The 17,030-nt window shown below is 43.6% G+C and carries 14 protein-coding genes; 6 read left to right on the top strand and 8 right to left on the bottom strand.

The features are described 5' to 3' along the window. The first annotated feature begins 115 nt into the window (after positions 1-115). The gene (locus B4H32_RS02475; protein WP_004680784.1) at positions 116-1,441 is read left to right on the top strand and encodes an OprD family outer membrane porin; all 1,326 of its coding nucleotides are present in this window, start codon (positions 116-118) and stop codon (positions 1,439-1,441) included. 102 nt (positions 1,442-1,543) lie between these two features. Here B4H32_RS02475 and ppa read toward each other — a convergent pair whose 3' ends face one another. Next, entirely contained in the window at positions 1,544-2,071 is a 528-nt protein-coding gene (gene ppa, locus B4H32_RS02470; RefSeq protein ID WP_004674242.1) for an inorganic diphosphatase, read from the bottom strand. Between the two features lie 116 nt (positions 2,072-2,187). Next, entirely contained in the window at positions 2,188-2,586 is a 399-nt protein-coding gene (locus tag B4H32_RS02465) for an MAPEG family protein (protein ID WP_004680785.1), read from the bottom strand. Positions 2,587-2,736: 150 nt separating this feature from the next. Here B4H32_RS02465 and B4H32_RS02460 point away from each other — a divergent pair, with 150 nt between their 5' ends. Further along, positions 2,737-3,126 (top strand): hypothetical protein, encoded by a 390-nt coding sequence (locus tag B4H32_RS02460; protein WP_004800383.1) that lies wholly within the window; start codon positions 2,737-2,739, stop codon positions 3,124-3,126. 37 nt (positions 3,127-3,163) lie between these two features. Here the strand turns inward: B4H32_RS02460 and B4H32_RS02455 are convergent, their stop codons facing one another. The 5 genes from B4H32_RS02455 to B4H32_RS02435 all read right to left on the bottom strand — a co-directional run bounded on the left by B4H32_RS02455 (position 3,164) and on the right by B4H32_RS02435 (position 10,183). Then, entirely contained in the window at positions 3,164-4,843 is a 1,680-nt protein-coding gene (locus B4H32_RS02455; protein ID WP_286799659.1) for an AMP-binding protein, read from the bottom strand. Positions 4,844-4,999: 156 nt separating this feature from the next. Beyond that, positions 5,000-7,219 (bottom strand): DNA topoisomerase IV subunit A, encoded by a 2,220-nt coding sequence (gene parC, locus B4H32_RS02450; RefSeq protein ID WP_004680788.1) that lies wholly within the window; start codon positions 7,217-7,219, stop codon positions 5,000-5,002. Positions 7,220-7,350: 131 nt separating this feature from the next. After that, positions 7,351-7,995: a trimeric intracellular cation channel family protein gene (locus B4H32_RS02445; protein ID WP_004680789.1), complete on the bottom strand. Its 645-nt coding sequence runs from the start codon at positions 7,993-7,995 to the stop codon at positions 7,351-7,353. A 52-nt stretch (positions 7,996-8,047) separates the two neighbouring features. Then, positions 8,048-8,518 carry a YchJ family protein gene (locus tag B4H32_RS02440; protein ID WP_004680790.1) on the bottom strand — a complete coding sequence of 157 codons (471 nt, stop codon included), beginning with the start codon at positions 8,516-8,518 and terminating at the stop codon, positions 8,048-8,050. 81 nt (positions 8,519-8,599) lie between these two features. Continuing rightward, on the bottom strand, positions 8,600-10,183 hold the full coding sequence (locus B4H32_RS02435) for a TerC family protein (RefSeq protein ID WP_004680791.1): 1,584 nt from the start codon (positions 10,181-10,183) through the stop codon (positions 8,600-8,602). A 325-nt stretch (positions 10,184-10,508) separates the two neighbouring features. Between B4H32_RS02435 and B4H32_RS02430 the strand changes: the two genes are divergently transcribed. After that, a complete protein-coding gene (locus B4H32_RS02430; RefSeq protein WP_004680792.1) occupies positions 10,509-11,129 on the top strand; it encodes a TIGR00730 family Rossman fold protein in 621 nt (206 codons plus the stop codon). Positions 11,130-11,183: 54 nt separating this feature from the next. Here B4H32_RS02430 and B4H32_RS02425 read toward each other — a convergent pair whose 3' ends face one another. Next, the gene (locus B4H32_RS02425; protein ID WP_004680793.1) at positions 11,184-13,178 is read right to left on the bottom strand and encodes a choice-of-anchor I family protein; all 1,995 of its coding nucleotides are present in this window, start codon (positions 13,176-13,178) and stop codon (positions 11,184-11,186) included. A 164-nt stretch (positions 13,179-13,342) separates the two neighbouring features. Between B4H32_RS02425 and mdtD the strand changes: the two genes are divergently transcribed. From mdtD to dinB, 3 genes are read left to right on the top strand one after another with little or no spacing between them, the layout of a single operon-like run. Next, on the top strand, positions 13,343-14,731 hold the full coding sequence (mdtD, locus tag B4H32_RS02420) for a multidrug transporter subunit MdtD (protein WP_004680794.1): 1,389 nt from the start codon (positions 13,343-13,345) through the stop codon (positions 14,729-14,731). Positions 14,732-14,757: 26 nt separating this feature from the next. Next, positions 14,758-15,519: a GH25 family lysozyme gene (locus B4H32_RS02415; protein WP_004680795.1), complete on the top strand. Its 762-nt coding sequence runs from the start codon at positions 14,758-14,760 to the stop codon at positions 15,517-15,519. A gap of 1 nt (position 15,520) precedes the next feature. After that, positions 15,521-16,576: a DNA polymerase IV gene (dinB, locus tag B4H32_RS02410; RefSeq protein WP_171062505.1), complete on the top strand. Its 1,056-nt coding sequence runs from the start codon at positions 15,521-15,523 to the stop codon at positions 16,574-16,576. Positions 16,577-17,030 lie beyond the last annotated feature (454 nt).

Raw genomic sequence — 17,030 nt, 5'->3', positions numbered from 1 at the left:
TCTTCCGATCTTAATTAAATTGTTTTAATAAAAATCTATCTTTTTTATGCATAACTTATACAATTGGTCAAAATTTCAGTTTCTCTCCCCAAATTTGTTATTTACGAGGCTTACCATGCCAAAGGCACAGAAACTTATATTGGCGGTTTTGATTAATGCCGCATTGATCTCCTCAACATATGCAAGTGAACAAAGCGAAGCAAAAGGTTTTGTTGAGGATGCAAATGGTTCAGTATTGTTCCGCACAGGCTTTTTAAATCGTGATAAAAAAGACGGTTTAACAAATGATACAAGCTCAACAGCGCAAACTGCCATTTTTGATCTTCAATCTGGTTTTACAAAGGGTATTATTGGCTTTGGTGTTGGCGTAGTAGGTGATACATCTTTTAAGCTTGGTGCGAATAATAATACGGGTAATCAAATGATTCCTGTAGATGATCGTGGATTTGCTTATGATCATTGGGCTCGTGGTGGTGCCAATGTGAAAGCACGTATTTCCAACACAACCGTGACTTATGGTACACAGGTATCAACACTTCCTGTCATGGCAAGTAATCAAGCCCGTTTAGTACCTGAGTATTACACAGGTGTTTTCGTTGAAAGTAATGAAATTCCAAATCTAAATGTGGTTGCAGGTAAGTTCACAAAAAACCAAATGTCAAACCAAATTAGTACCGATAAAGATGTGACAGGTCAAGGGCTTGATCGTGCAGTAGTTTGGGGTGCTAAATATAAATTTAATGATCAACTCAATTCATCGTATTATGGCTTAGATGTTCAAGATAAGCTAGAACGTCATTATGCCAATGTAAACTTTACCCAAAGCTTAAAAGACAAGAGTACCTTAACACTTGATGCCATGGGTTATCATACAAAATGGGATAAAGATGCGCTCACTGATTCACATACCACAGATGATCTAGCAAACCGTAAAAACTCGATTTGGGCTGTTTCAGTGGGCTATGGCAAAGATGTACATAACATCATGCTTTCTTATCAAGATAACACAGGTAATACTGGGTATGACTATGGCTATAATGCTGATGGTTTACAAAGTATCTATGTGCCTAATTCCTATTTAGGTGACTTTAATGGTAATGATGAAAAATCTGTCGGGCTACAATATAACTACAACTTTAAAAATCACGGTTTACCTGGTCTAAACTGGACAACTGCATTTGTTTATGGTTGGGATATTGATATCGCTAAAATAACAGATCGCTCAAAAATCATTGACCAAGCCGAAGAACATGAGTTGTTTAACCAAGTCAAATATACAGTTCAAACAGGTGCATTGAAAGATGCAAGCCTACGTGTTCGCTATTCTTACTTACGTTCAAGTGATACCTATAATAATGTTTCTGGTCAATATGTCAGCAATGTCATTGGCTCAACCAATGAATGGCGTTTGTTCCTTGATATTCCTGTGAAACTATTCTAATTCAATTTAGATCAACTCATAAAAAAACCGCCATTCAATTGAATGGCGGTTTTTTTATGAGCCTGATTTTAGGGTGATAAAATCAGACTTTATCTTTTAAAATTATTTTTTAGCAGCTTCGATTGCTTTCAACACTTCAGCTTTTGCAACATCAGCATTTTCCCAACCACTGATTTTTACCCATTTACCTGGTTCTAAATCTTTGTAATGCTGGAAGAAATGCTCAACTTGACTGATCAATAAAGGTGGAAGATCGGTATATTCTTTCACATCTTTATAGAGAGGAGATAACTTCTCATGTGGAACTGCGATCAGTTTCGCATCGATACCACCATCATCTTCCATGTTTAGTTTGCCCACTGGACGGCAACGAATCACAGAACCCGCAGCAACAGGATGTGGAGTTACAACAAGTACGTCTAATGGATCGCCATCTTCAGACAATGTATTTGGTACATAACCGTAGTTAGCTGGGTAGAACATTGCTGTACCCATGAAGCGGTCTACAAATAACGCATCAGAATCTTTATCGATTTCGTATTTGATTGGCGCTGCATTTGCAGGAATCTCAATGATGACATAGATGTCATTTGGTGCGTCTTTACCCGCAGGAATATTGCTATAACTCATATCAACACTCGTTTATCTTGTGAACTTAGATGTAAATCCGACAGATTATAGCGTGAATACCATAAAAATGATGCTAGATATGCTGAGCGTTAAAGAATTTTATACTCAACATCAATTTAGGTCACTTTAATCGTAATCACAAACAATAAAATTGGACAAAATATTGAAAAAAACCAGATGATTGAGCGCAAGGTCGCTAGATTGGCCAAATAACATATTCCATAAATAATGCGCAATACGATATATGCCCAGCCTAAGCTCAGAATAAATTTCTCCGGCACAACCATATATTCGGCCATTAAAATTGCAGCGATAAATAAGGGTAGACTTTCAAAACTATTCTGTTGTACTGCATTGGCTCTGGCGGCTAGACCTGTCGTTTTCGCCAAAAATTCACGCGGATTCTGATTATCCTTTGCTTGGAAGCCACCTTTTGCTTTTGCAATCAGGGTAAAAACATACGGCAACAAACATGCGATGATAATCATCAATATAATGCCGCTAATACCTTGCATGCTCACATCCATCATTTGAAGTTCTGCTGATCATGCTATCATAACTCATAATCTATTGAATTTTCATTTGTGCTTGTTCGCCAAGTGTTTCCTTTAAATATTTTCTTTGTGTAAAAGTTCTGTTTTTTCATACTGTTTTAAGGTCAAGTTATGCAACCTCAAAATCAAAAAGAAATGTTTGATGTCCTTGCCAAACAACGGCAGCATCAGCTTTTGGTTGATCGCGTGCTGAAAGTGGTTCTGCCTATTATGGCGTTTCTGCTGAGCGTGATTTGTGCCAACTTAAACTGGCAGTCTACATTGGGAACTTTTGTGGTGCTGACCATTGCCTTTTATGCGGTGGGGATTCAGCGTTTCACTCTTTGGCACTGGCTAGTGGTGATTGTACTGTATGTCTTTGCGGACAATTATTTTAGCTTTAATGGAATCGACCCGAGCCGCTTGCGTTTTCAGCTTGCCACCATGCTGGTATTTGTAGGAATTGTGGGAATTGGCCGTCCTTATATTGATCGTTGGTTAATGAAATCTAATCATAAATAAAAAAACGCCGCAATTGCGGCGTTTTTTACAGCACAGCTTAAGCTGGTTTACGTAAATCTTTACGCAGGATTTTACCAACGTTTGATTTAGGTAGTTCTTCCATAAACTCAACATAACGCGGGCGTTTGTAGCCAGTTAGGTTTTGTTTTGCATAAGCAAGCACTTCTTCAGTGGTTAAAGATGGATCTTTCTTCACAATGAACAACTTCGGCACTTCGCCTGATTTTTCATCTGGAACACCAATTGCAGCCACTTCCAATACTTTCGGATGTTTTGCAATCACTTCTTCAATTTCACTTGGGTAAACGTTGAAGCCAGATACCAGAATCATGTCTTTCTTACGGTCTACAATCTTGAAATAACCGCGTGTGTCCATGACACCGACATCGCCAGTACGGAAGAAGCCATCTTTCGTCATGACTTTTTCAGTTTCATCAGGACGGTTCCAGTAGCCTTTCATGACTTGAGGACCACGAATCGAAATTTCACCCCGTTCACCTAAAGCAACTTCATTACCATCATCATCAAGCAATACCACTTCGGTCAACGGCAATGGAACACCAATTGTGCCACTGAACTCTGTGGTTGCTGGTGGGTTTGCTGTCGCAACTGGTGAAGTTTCAGACAAACCATAACCTTCAATGATGATGGTACCCGTCACTTTTTTCCACGCTTCAGCAGTCGATGGTAATACAGCCATACCACCACCCATAGCCATCTTCAATTTGCTATGGTCAAGCTGCTTGAATTCTTCGTTATTCACCAAGGCATTGAACAATGTGTTCACTGCTGGGAAGAATGAAGGCTGGTATTTACGCAGCTCGCCCACAACCGCTGGAAGATCACGCGGGTTAGGAATCAAGATATTCGCTTGACCTTTGTACATACCGTAAAGTGCACACACCATGAATGCAAAGATGTGGTAAAGCGGCAATGCACAGACAATACGGTCGTCTTTAGCACCATCACCCGTACCGAATTTACTTGAGAAAATTCCGTCACACTGCAATAAGTTTGATACAAGGTTGCGATGAGTTAATTCAGCACCTTTAGAAACACCTGTTGTACCACCCGTATATTGAAGTACAGCCGTATCGCTTAAAGTCAGGCTTGGACGCTTGTAGTTGCTTGGGCTCACTTTGTTCAATGCAGTGTTGAACTTCACATGACCAGGGATATTCCATGCTGGAATTTGCTTGCGAACCTTGCGTAAAACGAAGTTTACGATGGTGCCTTTAAGCGTACCCAGCATATCCCCCACAGAGGCAACAATCACATGCTTCACAGGTGTTTTGCCAATAATGCTTTGATATACGCTGGCAAAGTTTTCAATGATCACCAGTGCTTCTGCACCTGAGTCATTTAACTGATGTTCAAGCTCACGCGCTGTATAGAGTGGGTTCACGTTCACAAGGACCAGACCTGCACGGAATACACCCAATGCCACCACTGGATACTGGAATACGTTCGGCATCATCACCGCAACACGCGATCCTTTTTTCAAGCCCAGACTTTGCAGGTAGGTGGCAAATTTACGGCTGGCGACTTCTAATTCATTATACGTTAAAACTTTATCCATAAAGATAAAGGCATCACGTGAACCAAATTTTTGGAAATTGCGTTCAAAAATATCAACAAGTGAGGTGTTTTCAGCAGGTAGTGCAACTGTTTCTGGAATTCCTGTCTTTTTGTATTCAGCAAACCAAATCTTTTCCATAATGCCATTATCTCCGAGTGGTAATCCTTAAAAATAGTAACAATGTTACTTCCATGACAAAACATTTTTTTAACTTTGTGAATTGCCGTGTCAATCTATTCAAACAATATGAATACATTGTCATATATAACGTATTTATATCACAGAATACTAGCCTTATCTCTGAATGAGGAGTCTATTTGCTTTTTGATATCCTCGTGGTAAAAGTTGCCCCTTTGTTGCTCTTTTTCCTATATATTTTTGGAGATCATCCCCTTTCAGTTTTAAGTGCTGTTGTCCTGCAGCGACTTGGATTATTTCATCTAACGTCAGGGTTGTCATGGATAAAATCTGCTCTTTTTCCTCAAGTTGTATCAACTTGTTACCTTTTCCTTTGTTCAGGACAGGCAGTTCGGCCAAGTCAATGATGAGTAAACGGCCTGATGAACTCAGGATGGCGGCATGTGTGGCCTGCTGAACTGGAAGTAGGGGCAAGGCCGTTGCCTTGTCTGCAACCGTCAAGAACGCCTTACCTGCCTTGGCATTGGTATCCAGTTGTGCGGCCTGGGTTTTAAAGCCATAGCCATTTGAACTGACGGCAAGTAGCTCACTGTTATCATCTGCAATAAAGACCTGAATAAACGATACGCCACTTGCAGGTGCAAGCTTGGAACTTAAGGGCTCACCCAAACCACGTGCGGATGGCAAACTGCTGATTGGCAAGGCATAGCTACGCCCTGTCTCATCGAGGAAATACACCCGTTGATTGGTTTTACCGACTGCATGGCTCAAGTATTGGTCACCCGCACGGTAATTCAGGTTGGCCGCATCAACTTCCGCACCTTTGGCGGCACGTACCCAGCCAGCCTCGGACAACACCACCGTCACAGTTTCGGCAGGCATTAAATCCTGTTCCTTAATCTGGACGGCATCCGCACGCGCAACGATTGGCGAACGTCGGTCATCACCAAATTTTTTCGCATCTTCTTTCAGTTCATTGATAATCAGGCTTTTCAATGATTCTGGATTTGCCAGTTGTTCACGGATAATGGCTGCTTTTGCTTCCAACTCCTCCTGCTCACGGCGGATTTCCATTTCTTCAAGCTTGGCCAAATGACGAAGCTTGAGTTCCAGAATGGCTTCGGCCTGAATATCGTCAATACCGAAATGCTGCATCAACACAGGTTTGGGCTGGTCTTCCTCACGGATGATGCGAATCACGGTATCAATATCAAGATAGGCAATTAAAAGACCTGCCAGGATATGCAAACGTTTTTCGATTTTATTTAAATGGTACTGCAAACGGCGAGTCACAGTTTGCTTACGAATCTCAATCCATTCCAACAAGATTCGGCGAATGGATTTGACTTGCGGACGGCCATCTGCCCCAATCATGTTCAGGTTGACGCGATAGCTGGATTCCAGATCAGTGGTGGCAAATAAATGGCTCATCACCGTTTCAGCATCGACACGGTTGGAACGCAATACAATGACTAATCGCGTTGGATTTCGATGATCCGACTCATCACGAATATCTGCGACCAGAGGTAACTTCTTGGCAATCATCTGATCAGCAATTTGGGTCACAACTTTAGAGCCTGAAACCTGATATGGAAGCTCCGTAATCACGATTTCATTTTTTTCTACCGTATACACTGCACGCGCACGATAGCTACCACGCCCTGTGGTTTGAATCTTTAACAACTCTTCAGGCGGGGTAATGATTTCAGCTTTGGTCGGCAAATCTGGTGCAGGAATATATTCCGCCAGTTTTTCATCAGTGGTTTCAGGGTTACGAATCAGTGCAATCGTCCCTTTCACCACTTCACGTAAATTATGTGGTGGAATATCGGTTGCCATACCCACTGCAATACCCGTCGTACCATTCAACAGAATATTGGGAATACGGGCGGGTAAAGTGATTGGTTCTTTCATCGAACCATCAAAGTTGTCCTGCCATTCACTAGTGCCCTGTCCCAACTCGCTCAGCAACAGTTCACTGTAGGCAGACAGTTTGGCTTCGGTATAACGCATTGCCGCAAAGGATTTTGGATCATCAGGTGAACCCCAGTTGCCCTGCCCCTCAATTAGCGGATAGCGATAGCTGAATGGCTGGGCCATCAATACCATCGCCTCATAGCAGGCAGAGTCACCATGTGGATGATATTTACCCAGTACATCACCTACGGTACGTGCGGACTTCTTTGGCTTGCCTGTTGATTTCAAGCCCAGTTCACTCATGGCATAGACAATACGGCGCTGTACGGGTTTCAGGCCATCACTGATATGGGGCAATGCACGATCCATAATCACGTACATGGCATAGTTGAGGTAAGCTTGTTCTGTGAATTCGGCTACGGAGCGGTTTTCTGTTGCATGATGTGCAAGGCTGGTCATATCAGCAAGTCATATAAAAAATTTACTTAATGTTATCGTAAATGCCCTTGCGCTGCTATAACCGCAGCTCATATGCGGAGAAAGCATTGTGACAAGTCTTTGTTGTTGTTTATGCGTCAAGTGGTGTCTTGTCAATGCTCATCCGTTGAAGATGCAGACTCAGCATCATCTTCCTTATAAATAAATTTTGGCATTTCCAGACCAAAATAAATTGCAATCACGCGCAAGGTGAAACCAAACACCAAGGTAAAAATTACGGTAAGGTCATGTGGTAGTCCAACCTCTAGACAGACCCAATAACAAATCACGGCAACAAAGGAAATACTGGCATACAGCTCACGACGGAACACTAGTGGCACATCATTACACAAGATATCGCGCAAAATACCCCCCGATACCCCTGTTAAGACCCCAGCCACGGCGGAAACCACAAAACCATGCCCCATCGACAAGGCAATTTGACAGCCAATGATGGTGAAACCAATTAATCCCATGGCGTCAAGCAATAAGAACACACTGCGTAAATGTTTCATCCACTTGGCGATAATAATGGTGACAAATGCCGCACAGCAGGTCAAAACCAGATATTCAGGATGCTTGACCCAGGTTAAAGGATAATGTCCCAGCAACACATCGCGCACGGAGCCACCACCCAGTGCAGTGACACAGGCAATCAGCACCACACCGAACCAGTCCATACTCCGTCGCCCTGCCGACAGTGCGCCTGTCATGGCTTCCGCAGTGATGGCAATGATATAAATCACGGTGAGCAACATCTGCCTACATCCTTAAATCAGGCATAAAAGTGTGCGCTATTTTAAGTCAAACTTAGATGAATTGCGCACAGCATTGCTTAAATTTTTTCCCCGAGCCACAGACACAGGGTTGTTTCATGGTGATCTGCATAGCCAGCGTTGGATCAAGAAAATACCAGTGTTGCTGATGCAACACAAAATGTGAAATTTCATGATGAATGTGTTGCTGTTTTCCATCATGGTAATAGGCCTTGAATTCTACCAAGGCATGGCTTTTATCAAGCTTGGGCTGGTGTTGTACCACTTCCAGTTTCAGCCACTGATTCGCCTGACTCCAATCTGCAATCGCATCACGGTCTAAAAAAACCTGCTGCCCCAAAGCCGTGGTTTCCAGAATGTAGTCAATCTGCTGCAAGGCAAAGGCGCTATAGCGTGAACGCATCAATTGTTCGGCCGTTTGGGCCGTTTTCTGTTTCAAATGCAGGGGCTGGCAGCACACCACATATTGCCCCTGCCCGCATGGACAGTTTTCTAAGGAGGTCATTTTCAACTCTCAAATAAAAATAGCCCTGAGAAAATCTTGTACAACAAGATCAAACTCAAAGGCTATTGAGATGGAACTTAATTACTTCTCTGCTTGTTTCTCTTCCGCGATAATGCGCACTTTCTCAATCTTGTGTCCATCCATGGTCACCACTTCAAAGCGGTAGCCATCTGCTTCAACCGTCTCACCATTTTCAGGTAAACGGCCCAAATGGAACAAAAGATAACCCGACAGAGTTGAGTATTCCTCACTTTCATCTACAAGGTCTTTACCCAGAAGCAATGAAACATGGCGAATATCGGTTGAACCTTCCAGTATCATGGAACCATCTTCAAGGCTTTCCGCCGCCGCTTCAAGTTCGTCCTCATCAGGGAATTCACCCGCAATCGCTTCCAGTACGTCAATTGGTGTGGCAATGCCCTCAATCGAACCATATTCATTCAGTACGATTGCCATTTGCAAGGGTGCCTGACGCAGTTGCTCCATCACCATCAACACCTGCGCATTTTCATGCACAATCACAGGTTCACGCAGATGTTTACTGAAATCAATCGTTCCTGTTTCAATGTATTCATTGAGAATTTTATGGGTCAGTACCACACCCTCAATATTATCCAGCTCACCCCGTGCAATGATCAGGCGTGAATGGGTCATTGCCATCAAACGTTCTTTCAATTCGGCTGGGTCAGCCGCAAGGTCAAGCCATTCCAGCTCAGGACGTGGTGTCATCACTGATTTTACAGGACGCTCAGACAGCCCCAATACGCCCTGTACCAGTACGCTGTGATACACGCCATTGTCCTCATCAAACACTTCCTTGGCGTAGGCCTGTGTCGCCAACACATCTTCAGACTCGTTGTTCTGCCCTTCACCACCATTGCCTTTACTGCCCAGCATACGCAAAACAGCCGATGCGGTGCGGTAGCGTAAATCTGTGGTGGTGACCAGTTTCTCCTGATTGCGGCGCATGGTTTGGTTGACTATTTCGACCAGTACAGAGAAACCAATCGCTGCATAGAGGTAGCCTTTCGGAATATGGAAGCCAAAGCCCTCCACCACCAGTGAGAAACCAATCATCATCAGGAAGCCAAGACACAGGATCACCACGGTTGGATGCTTATTGACGAAATCCATCAGTGGGCGTGACGCCAGCAGCATGATACCAATCGCAATGGTCACTGCGATCATCATGATGGAAAGCTCTTTCACCATCCCCACGGCAGTAATCACGCTGTCGAGTGAGAACACGGCATCCAGCACCACGATCTGAACCACCACCATCCAGAACGCGGCATGGACAGGGTTTTCTTCTTTTAATGCCTGCTTGCCCTCAATCCGTTCATGCAGTTCCATGGTTCCCTTGAACAAGAGGAACACACCACCGAACAACAGGATGAGGTCTCGACCTGAGAAAGCATGGTCAAATATATGAAATAGTGGTTCGGTTAGGGTCACTACCCATGCAATAGATGCGAGCAGCACCAGACGCATTAGCAAAGCGAGTACTAAACCAATTCTACGGGCGGCGTTACGTTGGTGAGGTGGTAGTTTCTCTGCCAAAATGGCAATAAAGACCAGGTTATCAATACCCAGTACAATTTCAAGTATAACCAATGTCGCCAGACCAACCCATGCAGAGGGGTCGGACATCCATTCCAGAATCATTGAGCTGACTCCTCTGCAAAATTGGCAGTGTTATGATGAAATTGAAAATCTAAAAGGTCGGCACAGGTAGCCAAAACATTTTTTATAGGAAAAAAGAACAAAGCGGAGCGACAACAACCACTACTCATAGAGGTACATAGATTAATAAAAGGATTTTCAGTATAGGCAAGATTGAGGTGAAATTCATCATTTTTATAAGCATGATCTTGGTAATTTTTTTCTAAAGTTTACAGAGAAGCTTGTATGGAAAGTGTGCATCAAACTGTCATAAAAGTCATTTAACCTAGACAACGACAGTGAAAATGATAAGGTAAAAATAAACTGAATGAATAGTATTGTAAAAATGACTGAAAACAACGAAACATCTCCCATCAAAACTACCCAATCCCTGATTGCCTTATATTGCGGTTCCCGTACAGGCAACAAACCCATTTACCGTGACACAGCCATTGAACTGGCCCAGCATATTGCCACTCAGGGTTTCGGAATCGTCTATGGCGGGGCCAGCATTGGCCTGATGGGTCAGGTTGCCGACACCGTGCTTGAGCATGGCGGTGAAGTGGTGGGGGTGATTCCCGAATTTATGCTGGACTATGAAATTGCGCACAGCCAGTTGACCGAACTGCATATCGTCAAAAGCATGCATGAACGCAAGGCCTTGATGGCGGAACGTGCCAGCGCCTTTATCGCCCTGCCAGGCGGATTGGGAACGTTCGAGGAGATTCTGGAAATCGCCACCTGGGGACAGCTCAACCAGCACCAGAAACCGATGATTATCTATAACGTCAACCGTTTTTATGATGCGCTGATTGCCCAGCTTGACCATGCCGTTGATGAGGGCTTTTTACCGCCCCAGCATCGTGCCAAACTGATTATTTGTGAAAATCCAGAACAAATCTCTAATGTCATCAAGAACCTCAATGCACCAACACACATTGAAGTTTAAACATCACCTATAAAAAATGCGGATCAATCTAGATCCGCATTTTTATGTCTAAATTTAATATAGATTTACTTGATAAATGCTAGTGGTACCACTCACCTCATTACCCACAACCAATAGTGGCTTGCCATTTGGCGAGTCTTTGGCAGAGATAAAGATTAGACCTTCTGGTCCAAGATCACCATGTGCAGACAATGCCGTCGACGGATCAGCCTGATCCCATACTTCTCGTGTATTTAAATAATCTTGGAAAATTGGCTGTTTAGGATTACTGACATCAAATACCATGACCCCACCCATACGCTCAAGTCCTAAGAACAAGAATTGTTTGTTGCCAATTTTGCCAATCGTCAAGCCTTCAGGTTCAGGTCCTTTATTGCTGCTACGTCCGCCTAATGTGTTGCCTTTTTCATGATTGCTATTGAACCAATCTTGGCATGGAATATTCCGTGCTTTACCAAGTTTACATTGATCACTATTCAAATATTGTTCAATGAAATCACCCGAGTCATAAGCGATTTTAACTTGATTTTGTGTATCCCAAATTGAGAATGAGCGTCCACCCAACAGGTACAAGTCGTCGTACATCAAATAATCGGTAAGTGGATTACCATTGATACCAATTTTATCGCCAGCTTTTGAGTAATACACAGGTTTACCATTTTCAGTTTGGTAACCTTGTGTCCAGGTAATTTTTAAACGGCCCAATTGCTTGTCATCTCGGCAGTTACCAGCATCACCTTTGCTCGCACCACAGTAGGCAAAAGTGGTCGGATTCAGGTGCGCACCAGCAGCTAAATCACGTAATTGTGCAGGAAGATCATCGGCACAACGGCGATCAAAACCATCCTTGTGCACGAGATGTTTTACGCGCCACTCTTCAACGAATCCTTTGCTATTGTCATTGTCACAGCGCTGCAATTTATTCTTTTCAAAGTCTTTCAGCTTAGTTAGCCCAAAATATTCGGCTGTATTTTCACCCCATGCACGCGCATCACCTTCATTTGCAGAAATTAAATAGGTTTTTTTATCCGCGGCAGTATAAGCAGCAATCGCATCAGGATGATAAATCCCTTTAAGTCCATTCCATGCCTTGATCATAATATCTTGAACTGTTTTTTTACCGTCAAAATCACTCACATCCAAAGCATTACTTGAGTTTTTATTTGGATCCAGCATCGACTTAAAACCACTGTCGCTAAGCCCGTGATCTTTGAATCCCATTGCTTCAATCGAAGTCACCGTTGCCGTCGCAATATCTAAAACCGCGATCGCATTATTTTCTTGTAGTGCAACCCAAGCGGTTTTACCATCATCCGAAACTGCAATATATTCTGGCTCTAGATCTTGAGCGACTGTCGCATTCGGTCCAAAAATACGAACTCCTTTGGCAAGTAACGCATCTTTTTGACTATTAAACGCTTTAAAATCAGCAGTTTTGACTTTTGGCTTGCTGATATCAGTCACATTGATCACACTGACAGAGCCTTCTGGATCGGTTTGATAATCATCAGAGGGTTCACCTTCATTGGCCACCAATACCGTTTTCCCATCTGGTGTGAACGTCAACATATCGGGTAAAGCACCCACTTGCACATGGCTTAGACGTTTAAGATCACTCGCTTGATAAAAGGCAACAAAACCAAGATCTGTTTTATTCGCAGCTTCAACAGCCAAAGCAATAATGCCATTTTGGATGCTGACACTGTTGACCTTTGCACCTTCCGCGATGTCATCAACAGTTAGTGATTGTAAATAAGTTGGCTTAGCTGGATCAGCAAGATCAAGTACATCTAATGCCCCCAGCTCAGCATTGACCACAAAAACACGTTTTGTCGCAGGGTCATAGGCAGGAATTTCAGCTGCACTCTTTCCAAAAACACCTGATTCATATCGGCTTAAAAAGCTCAACTGAATTCGCTCTGGTGTAGGCTCTACTACTTCAGGTTTAGGATCAGGATTTGATGATTTTTCTGTTTTGTCATCATCATTACACGCCACCAACCCCACTGACAGCATTGCAGTGAATAACACTGAAATCTTAAATTTCATGATCAAATTCCATAGATTTTATTTTGTAGAGCTAATCTAGTCATTCGAGGTGCAAATACGATGACATTTTCATGTCAGTTCGATGACGAGTCTTTGACAATTTTGGGCTTTATTTCAAATACAATTCTATTAAACTAAAGCTGATATTTCATACGTCACCACTCATGACAACAACCACTCATCAAGCCGTACAGCCTGAATTTCGTTTATTGGTGCTCTTGGTTTCTATCGGCTTTTTTATGCAGGCCTTGGATACCACGATTGTCAACACGGCGATTCCTGTGATGGCAATTCAGCTCAATGAAAATCCATTACAAATGCATGGGGTAATTGTTGCCTACGTCCTATCAGTTGCTGCTTTTATCCCATTAAGTGGTTGGTTGGCAGACCGCTTTGGTATCCGTAATACTTATCTTGCTGCTATGGTGATTTTTAGTCTGGCATCACTCGGTTGTGGCCTGTCTCAGACCTTAGATCAACTCTTGATTTGTCGTGTTATTCAAGGGATGGGCGGCGCATTATTGATGCCCGTTGGACGCTTGGCTTTACTTAAAATTATTCCACGTAGCCAATTTCTTTCAGCGATGAGTTTAATGAGTCTGGCTGGTCTCATAGGTCCTTTGATGGGACCAACTTTGGGTGGATGGTTAGTCGAAGTTGCCACGTGGCACTGGATTTTCCTTATTAATCTCCCCATGGGTGTGCTTGGGGTAATCATGGCGCTTAAAGTCATGCCAAATCAAAAAGAACCAACCGTCAAATCCTTTGATCTCGGTGGATTTATCTTATTGATGATTGCTATGGTGGGTCTGTCGCTTGGGATTGAGAATATCGCTGCGCCACAATATTCTGGTTGGATCAGCATCAGTCTACTGGTAATCGGATCTTTAGCAACGTTTGGCTATGCGTATCATGCACATAACCATCAGAATGCCTTGTTTCATGGACGATTGTTCCGCCATAAAATTTTTTCAATTGGCATTTTAGGCAATTTCTTTGCACGTTTAGGTAGCAATGCAATTCCTTTTATTTTGCCATTGATGCTACAAGTCGCCTTTGGTTTTGAACCCTTTATCACAGGTTTAATGATGATTCCACTGGTATTGGGCTCATTATTTTCTAAACCGATTATCCGCCCTTTGATCCAGCGTGTTGGCTATCGTCGTTTTCTACTAACCAATACCGTTCTGGTTGGATTATGTATCGCCAGTTTCGCCCTAATGACAGCAACAACCCCACTATGGCTTAAAGTGCTGCACCTGTTTATTTTTGGTACACTAAATTCGCTGCAATTTGTCGGGATGAACACCCTAACCCTGAAAGACCTGCCGCAACAGGATGCCAGCAGTGGCAACAGTTTCCTTTCCATGATCATGATGCTATCCATGAGTATTGGGGTGGCGTTGGCAGGAACCTTGATTAATGTGTTTGGTCAGCATTTCTCAACCGCTTCCCTCACCACTGCGTTCCATGCCACATTAATGACACTGGGTTGTATCAACCTGGTCACCGCACTGGTATTTTGGCAAATTCCAAAAGAAATGGCAGACTAAATGCGTGAAAAAATATAGCTGACGACATGGCAAAGAAACCTGTGAAACATCCACTCTCCCGATATTATCCAACCTATGCCAGTGTTGGCTTAGCTGTCATGCTTGGTGTGGTGAGCTATTTCGGCCTGTTCCATCAGCAGAAAGCGTCTGCGCAGGACTATGCCATTCGTGGCTTTGATGTTTCGCACCATCAGGGTGAGATTAACTGGAAAAAGATCTCTCCAGTGCAGTACCAGTTTGTCTATCTAAAAGCCACCGAGGGTGGCGACTTTAAGGACCGAAACTTTCAGGAAAACTGGCTTAAGGCACGCGAACAGGGCCTGCATGTTGGTGCCTACCACTTCTATCGTTTATGTCGGGATGGCAAGGTGCAGGCGGAAAACTTTATCGCTACCGTGCCCAACAAAGCAGATGCCCTGCCGCCCGTGATTGACCTTGAATATGATAGCAACTGTATCAACGCCTTTACCAAGGAGCAGTTACTCAGGGAAATTCAGGTCATGCATGACCAGCTACAGCAGCATTATGGCAAGCAGCCCATTTTCTATATTTCCAAGAGTTTTTACCATATTGTGCTGATGGGTAGCTTTATCAATACACCGCTTTGGGTACGTGATTATCAGGAACAGCCTAAACTGAAAGATGGACGACAATGGCTGTTTTGGCAACATACCCAGAATGGCAAAATTGATGGTATTGATAAACCTGTCGATTTAAATGTTTATGCCGACTCTCCCAAACAGTGGCGCATCTTTTTAACACAACAAGGCATTCAGGATGGCAAATGAGCTGCGCAAGATCATCCATATTGACATGGATGCTTTCTATGCCTCAGTTGAGTTAAGGGAACGTCCCGAACTCAAGGACCTGCCTGTAGTGGTGGCCTTTCATCATACCCGTGGCGTGGTCGCCGCCGCATCCTATCCTGCCCGTGTCTTTGGCCTGCGTTCCGCCATGTCGATGGGGCAGGCACGAAAACTTTGTCCACAGGTGATTGTTCTTGAACCGAACTTTGAGAAATACCGAGAGGTATCTGCACAAATTCACCAGATTTTTCAGCAATATACCCCACTGATTGAACCGCTGTCACTGGATGAGGCCTATCTGGATGTGACCGAGAACCTAAAAAACATCCCTAGCGCCACCGAGGTTGCAACACAGATCCGTGCCGATATTCTGGCAGCCACTGGATTGACCGCTTCCGCAGGCGTTGCCCCGAATAAGTTTCTGGCAAAAATCGCATCCGACTGGAATAAGCCCAATGGCCTGTTTGTGATCAAGCCCTCACAGGTACTCAGCTTTATTCAGGATTTGCCCGTCAGTAAAATTCACGGCGTCGGCAAAGTGACCCAACAAAAGCTTCATCATCTCAATCTGCACACCCTGGGTCAACTGCAACAAATTGATGAAAATATATTGATTCACCATTTTGGCAAATATGGCAAACAGCTCTATCTATATGCCCAAGGCATTGACCAACGCCCCGTCAAGGCTGAACGGGAACGCCAGCAAATTTCCAAGGAGATCACCTTTGATGATGACTACACCCTTGATCAATGCAGCCATACATGGCAGCCGTTGACAGAACAGGTCTGGCGTAGCCTGAATAAGAAGCAGTTGACGGCCCGTGGTGTCAACGTCAAGTTGAAGTTAAAGAATTTTCAGGTTTTACAGCACAGTAAAAGCTTTAAACAGCCCTTGCAATCGCAGCAGGACCTGTGGCAGGTGGTGTTGCAATTGCTGAATGAAATGCATATTGAACCCATTTTACAGTTTCGGCTGGTTGGCGTGGGCGTGTATCAATTACAGCAAGCCCAGCAGGAACCCCAGCTTTGCTTATGGTAATGGCGTTTTTTTACTCAAAAGCATGGTTTATGTTTAAATTTATGTTTGCTTTTTATGTGCTTTTCAGTACTCTAGCAGCGCAATCACATTATCCATGTGATTTGCTGATGCTAAAGAAATCCTCACTTTTAGCATCTGCTCCTGTGGTTGGCGTGACGATCAAATCCGAATATTACAGGGCACTTCTGGTGTCCTTTCTCAATTTCCCCACCCATAAAATTTTCAGGATTGCACTTTTCTCCCTACTGTGTTCAGCTAAACTGTATCCATACAATTAGAATATCTTGAATGCGCGAGACTTCTGCCTGACTCGACTAAGAGAGGCAAAAATTCAGTTGCTGAATCTTGGCAATATGATCATTTGCCCGCAGCAACACTCCATTTTATTTTTCCAGCAACGCAGGCTGGTTCGCATGGAAAGCTTTGCTGGCTGATTTATCCATTGGAGCGTAAA

Origin of the sequence: Acinetobacter sp. UBA2063 (assembly GCF_002333245.1) — a bacterium.
GTDB classification, from domain to species: domain Bacteria; phylum Pseudomonadota; class Gammaproteobacteria; order Pseudomonadales; family Moraxellaceae; genus Acinetobacter; species Acinetobacter parvus.
Note: the sequence above shows the minus strand (reverse complement) of the source record. Positions and strands in the feature narration are given on the sequence as shown.

Bases quoted from the DNA above. Each gene is read 5' to 3' on its own strand.
- B4H32_RS02475 (WP_004680784.1), top strand. From the start codon at position 116: ATGCCAAAGGCACAGAAACTTATATTGGCGGTTTTGATTAATGCCGCA.
- ppa (WP_004674242.1), bottom strand. From the start codon at position 2,071: ATGAGTTATAGCAATATTCCTGCGGGTAAAGACGCACCAAATGACATC.
- B4H32_RS02465 (WP_004680785.1), bottom strand. From the start codon at position 2,586: ATGCAAGGTATTAGCGGCATTATATTGATGATTATCATCGCATGTTTG.
- B4H32_RS02460 (WP_004800383.1), top strand. From the start codon at position 2,737: ATGCAACCTCAAAATCAAAAAGAAATGTTTGATGTCCTTGCCAAACAA.
- B4H32_RS02455 (WP_286799659.1), bottom strand. From the start codon at position 4,843: ATGGAAAAGATTTGGTTTGCTGAATACAAAAAGACAGGAATTCCAGAA.
- parC (WP_004680788.1), bottom strand. From the start codon at position 7,219: ATGACCAGCCTTGCACATCATGCAACAGAAAACCGCTCCGTAGCCGAA.
- B4H32_RS02445 (WP_004680789.1), bottom strand. From the start codon at position 7,995: ATGTTGCTCACCGTGATTTATATCATTGCCATCACTGCGGAAGCCATG.
- B4H32_RS02440 (WP_004680790.1), bottom strand. From the start codon at position 8,518: ATGACCTCCTTAGAAAACTGTCCATGCGGGCAGGGGCAATATGTGGTG.
- B4H32_RS02435 (WP_004680791.1), bottom strand. From the start codon at position 10,183: ATGATTCTGGAATGGATGTCCGACCCCTCTGCATGGGTTGGTCTGGCG.
- B4H32_RS02430 (WP_004680792.1), top strand. From the start codon at position 10,509: ATGAATAGTATTGTAAAAATGACTGAAAACAACGAAACATCTCCCATC.
- B4H32_RS02425 (WP_004680793.1), bottom strand. From the start codon at position 13,178: ATGAAATTTAAGATTTCAGTGTTATTCACTGCAATGCTGTCAGTGGGG.
- mdtD (WP_004680794.1), top strand. From the start codon at position 13,343: ATGACAACAACCACTCATCAAGCCGTACAGCCTGAATTTCGTTTATTG.
- B4H32_RS02415 (WP_004680795.1), top strand. From the start codon at position 14,758: ATGGCAAAGAAACCTGTGAAACATCCACTCTCCCGATATTATCCAACC.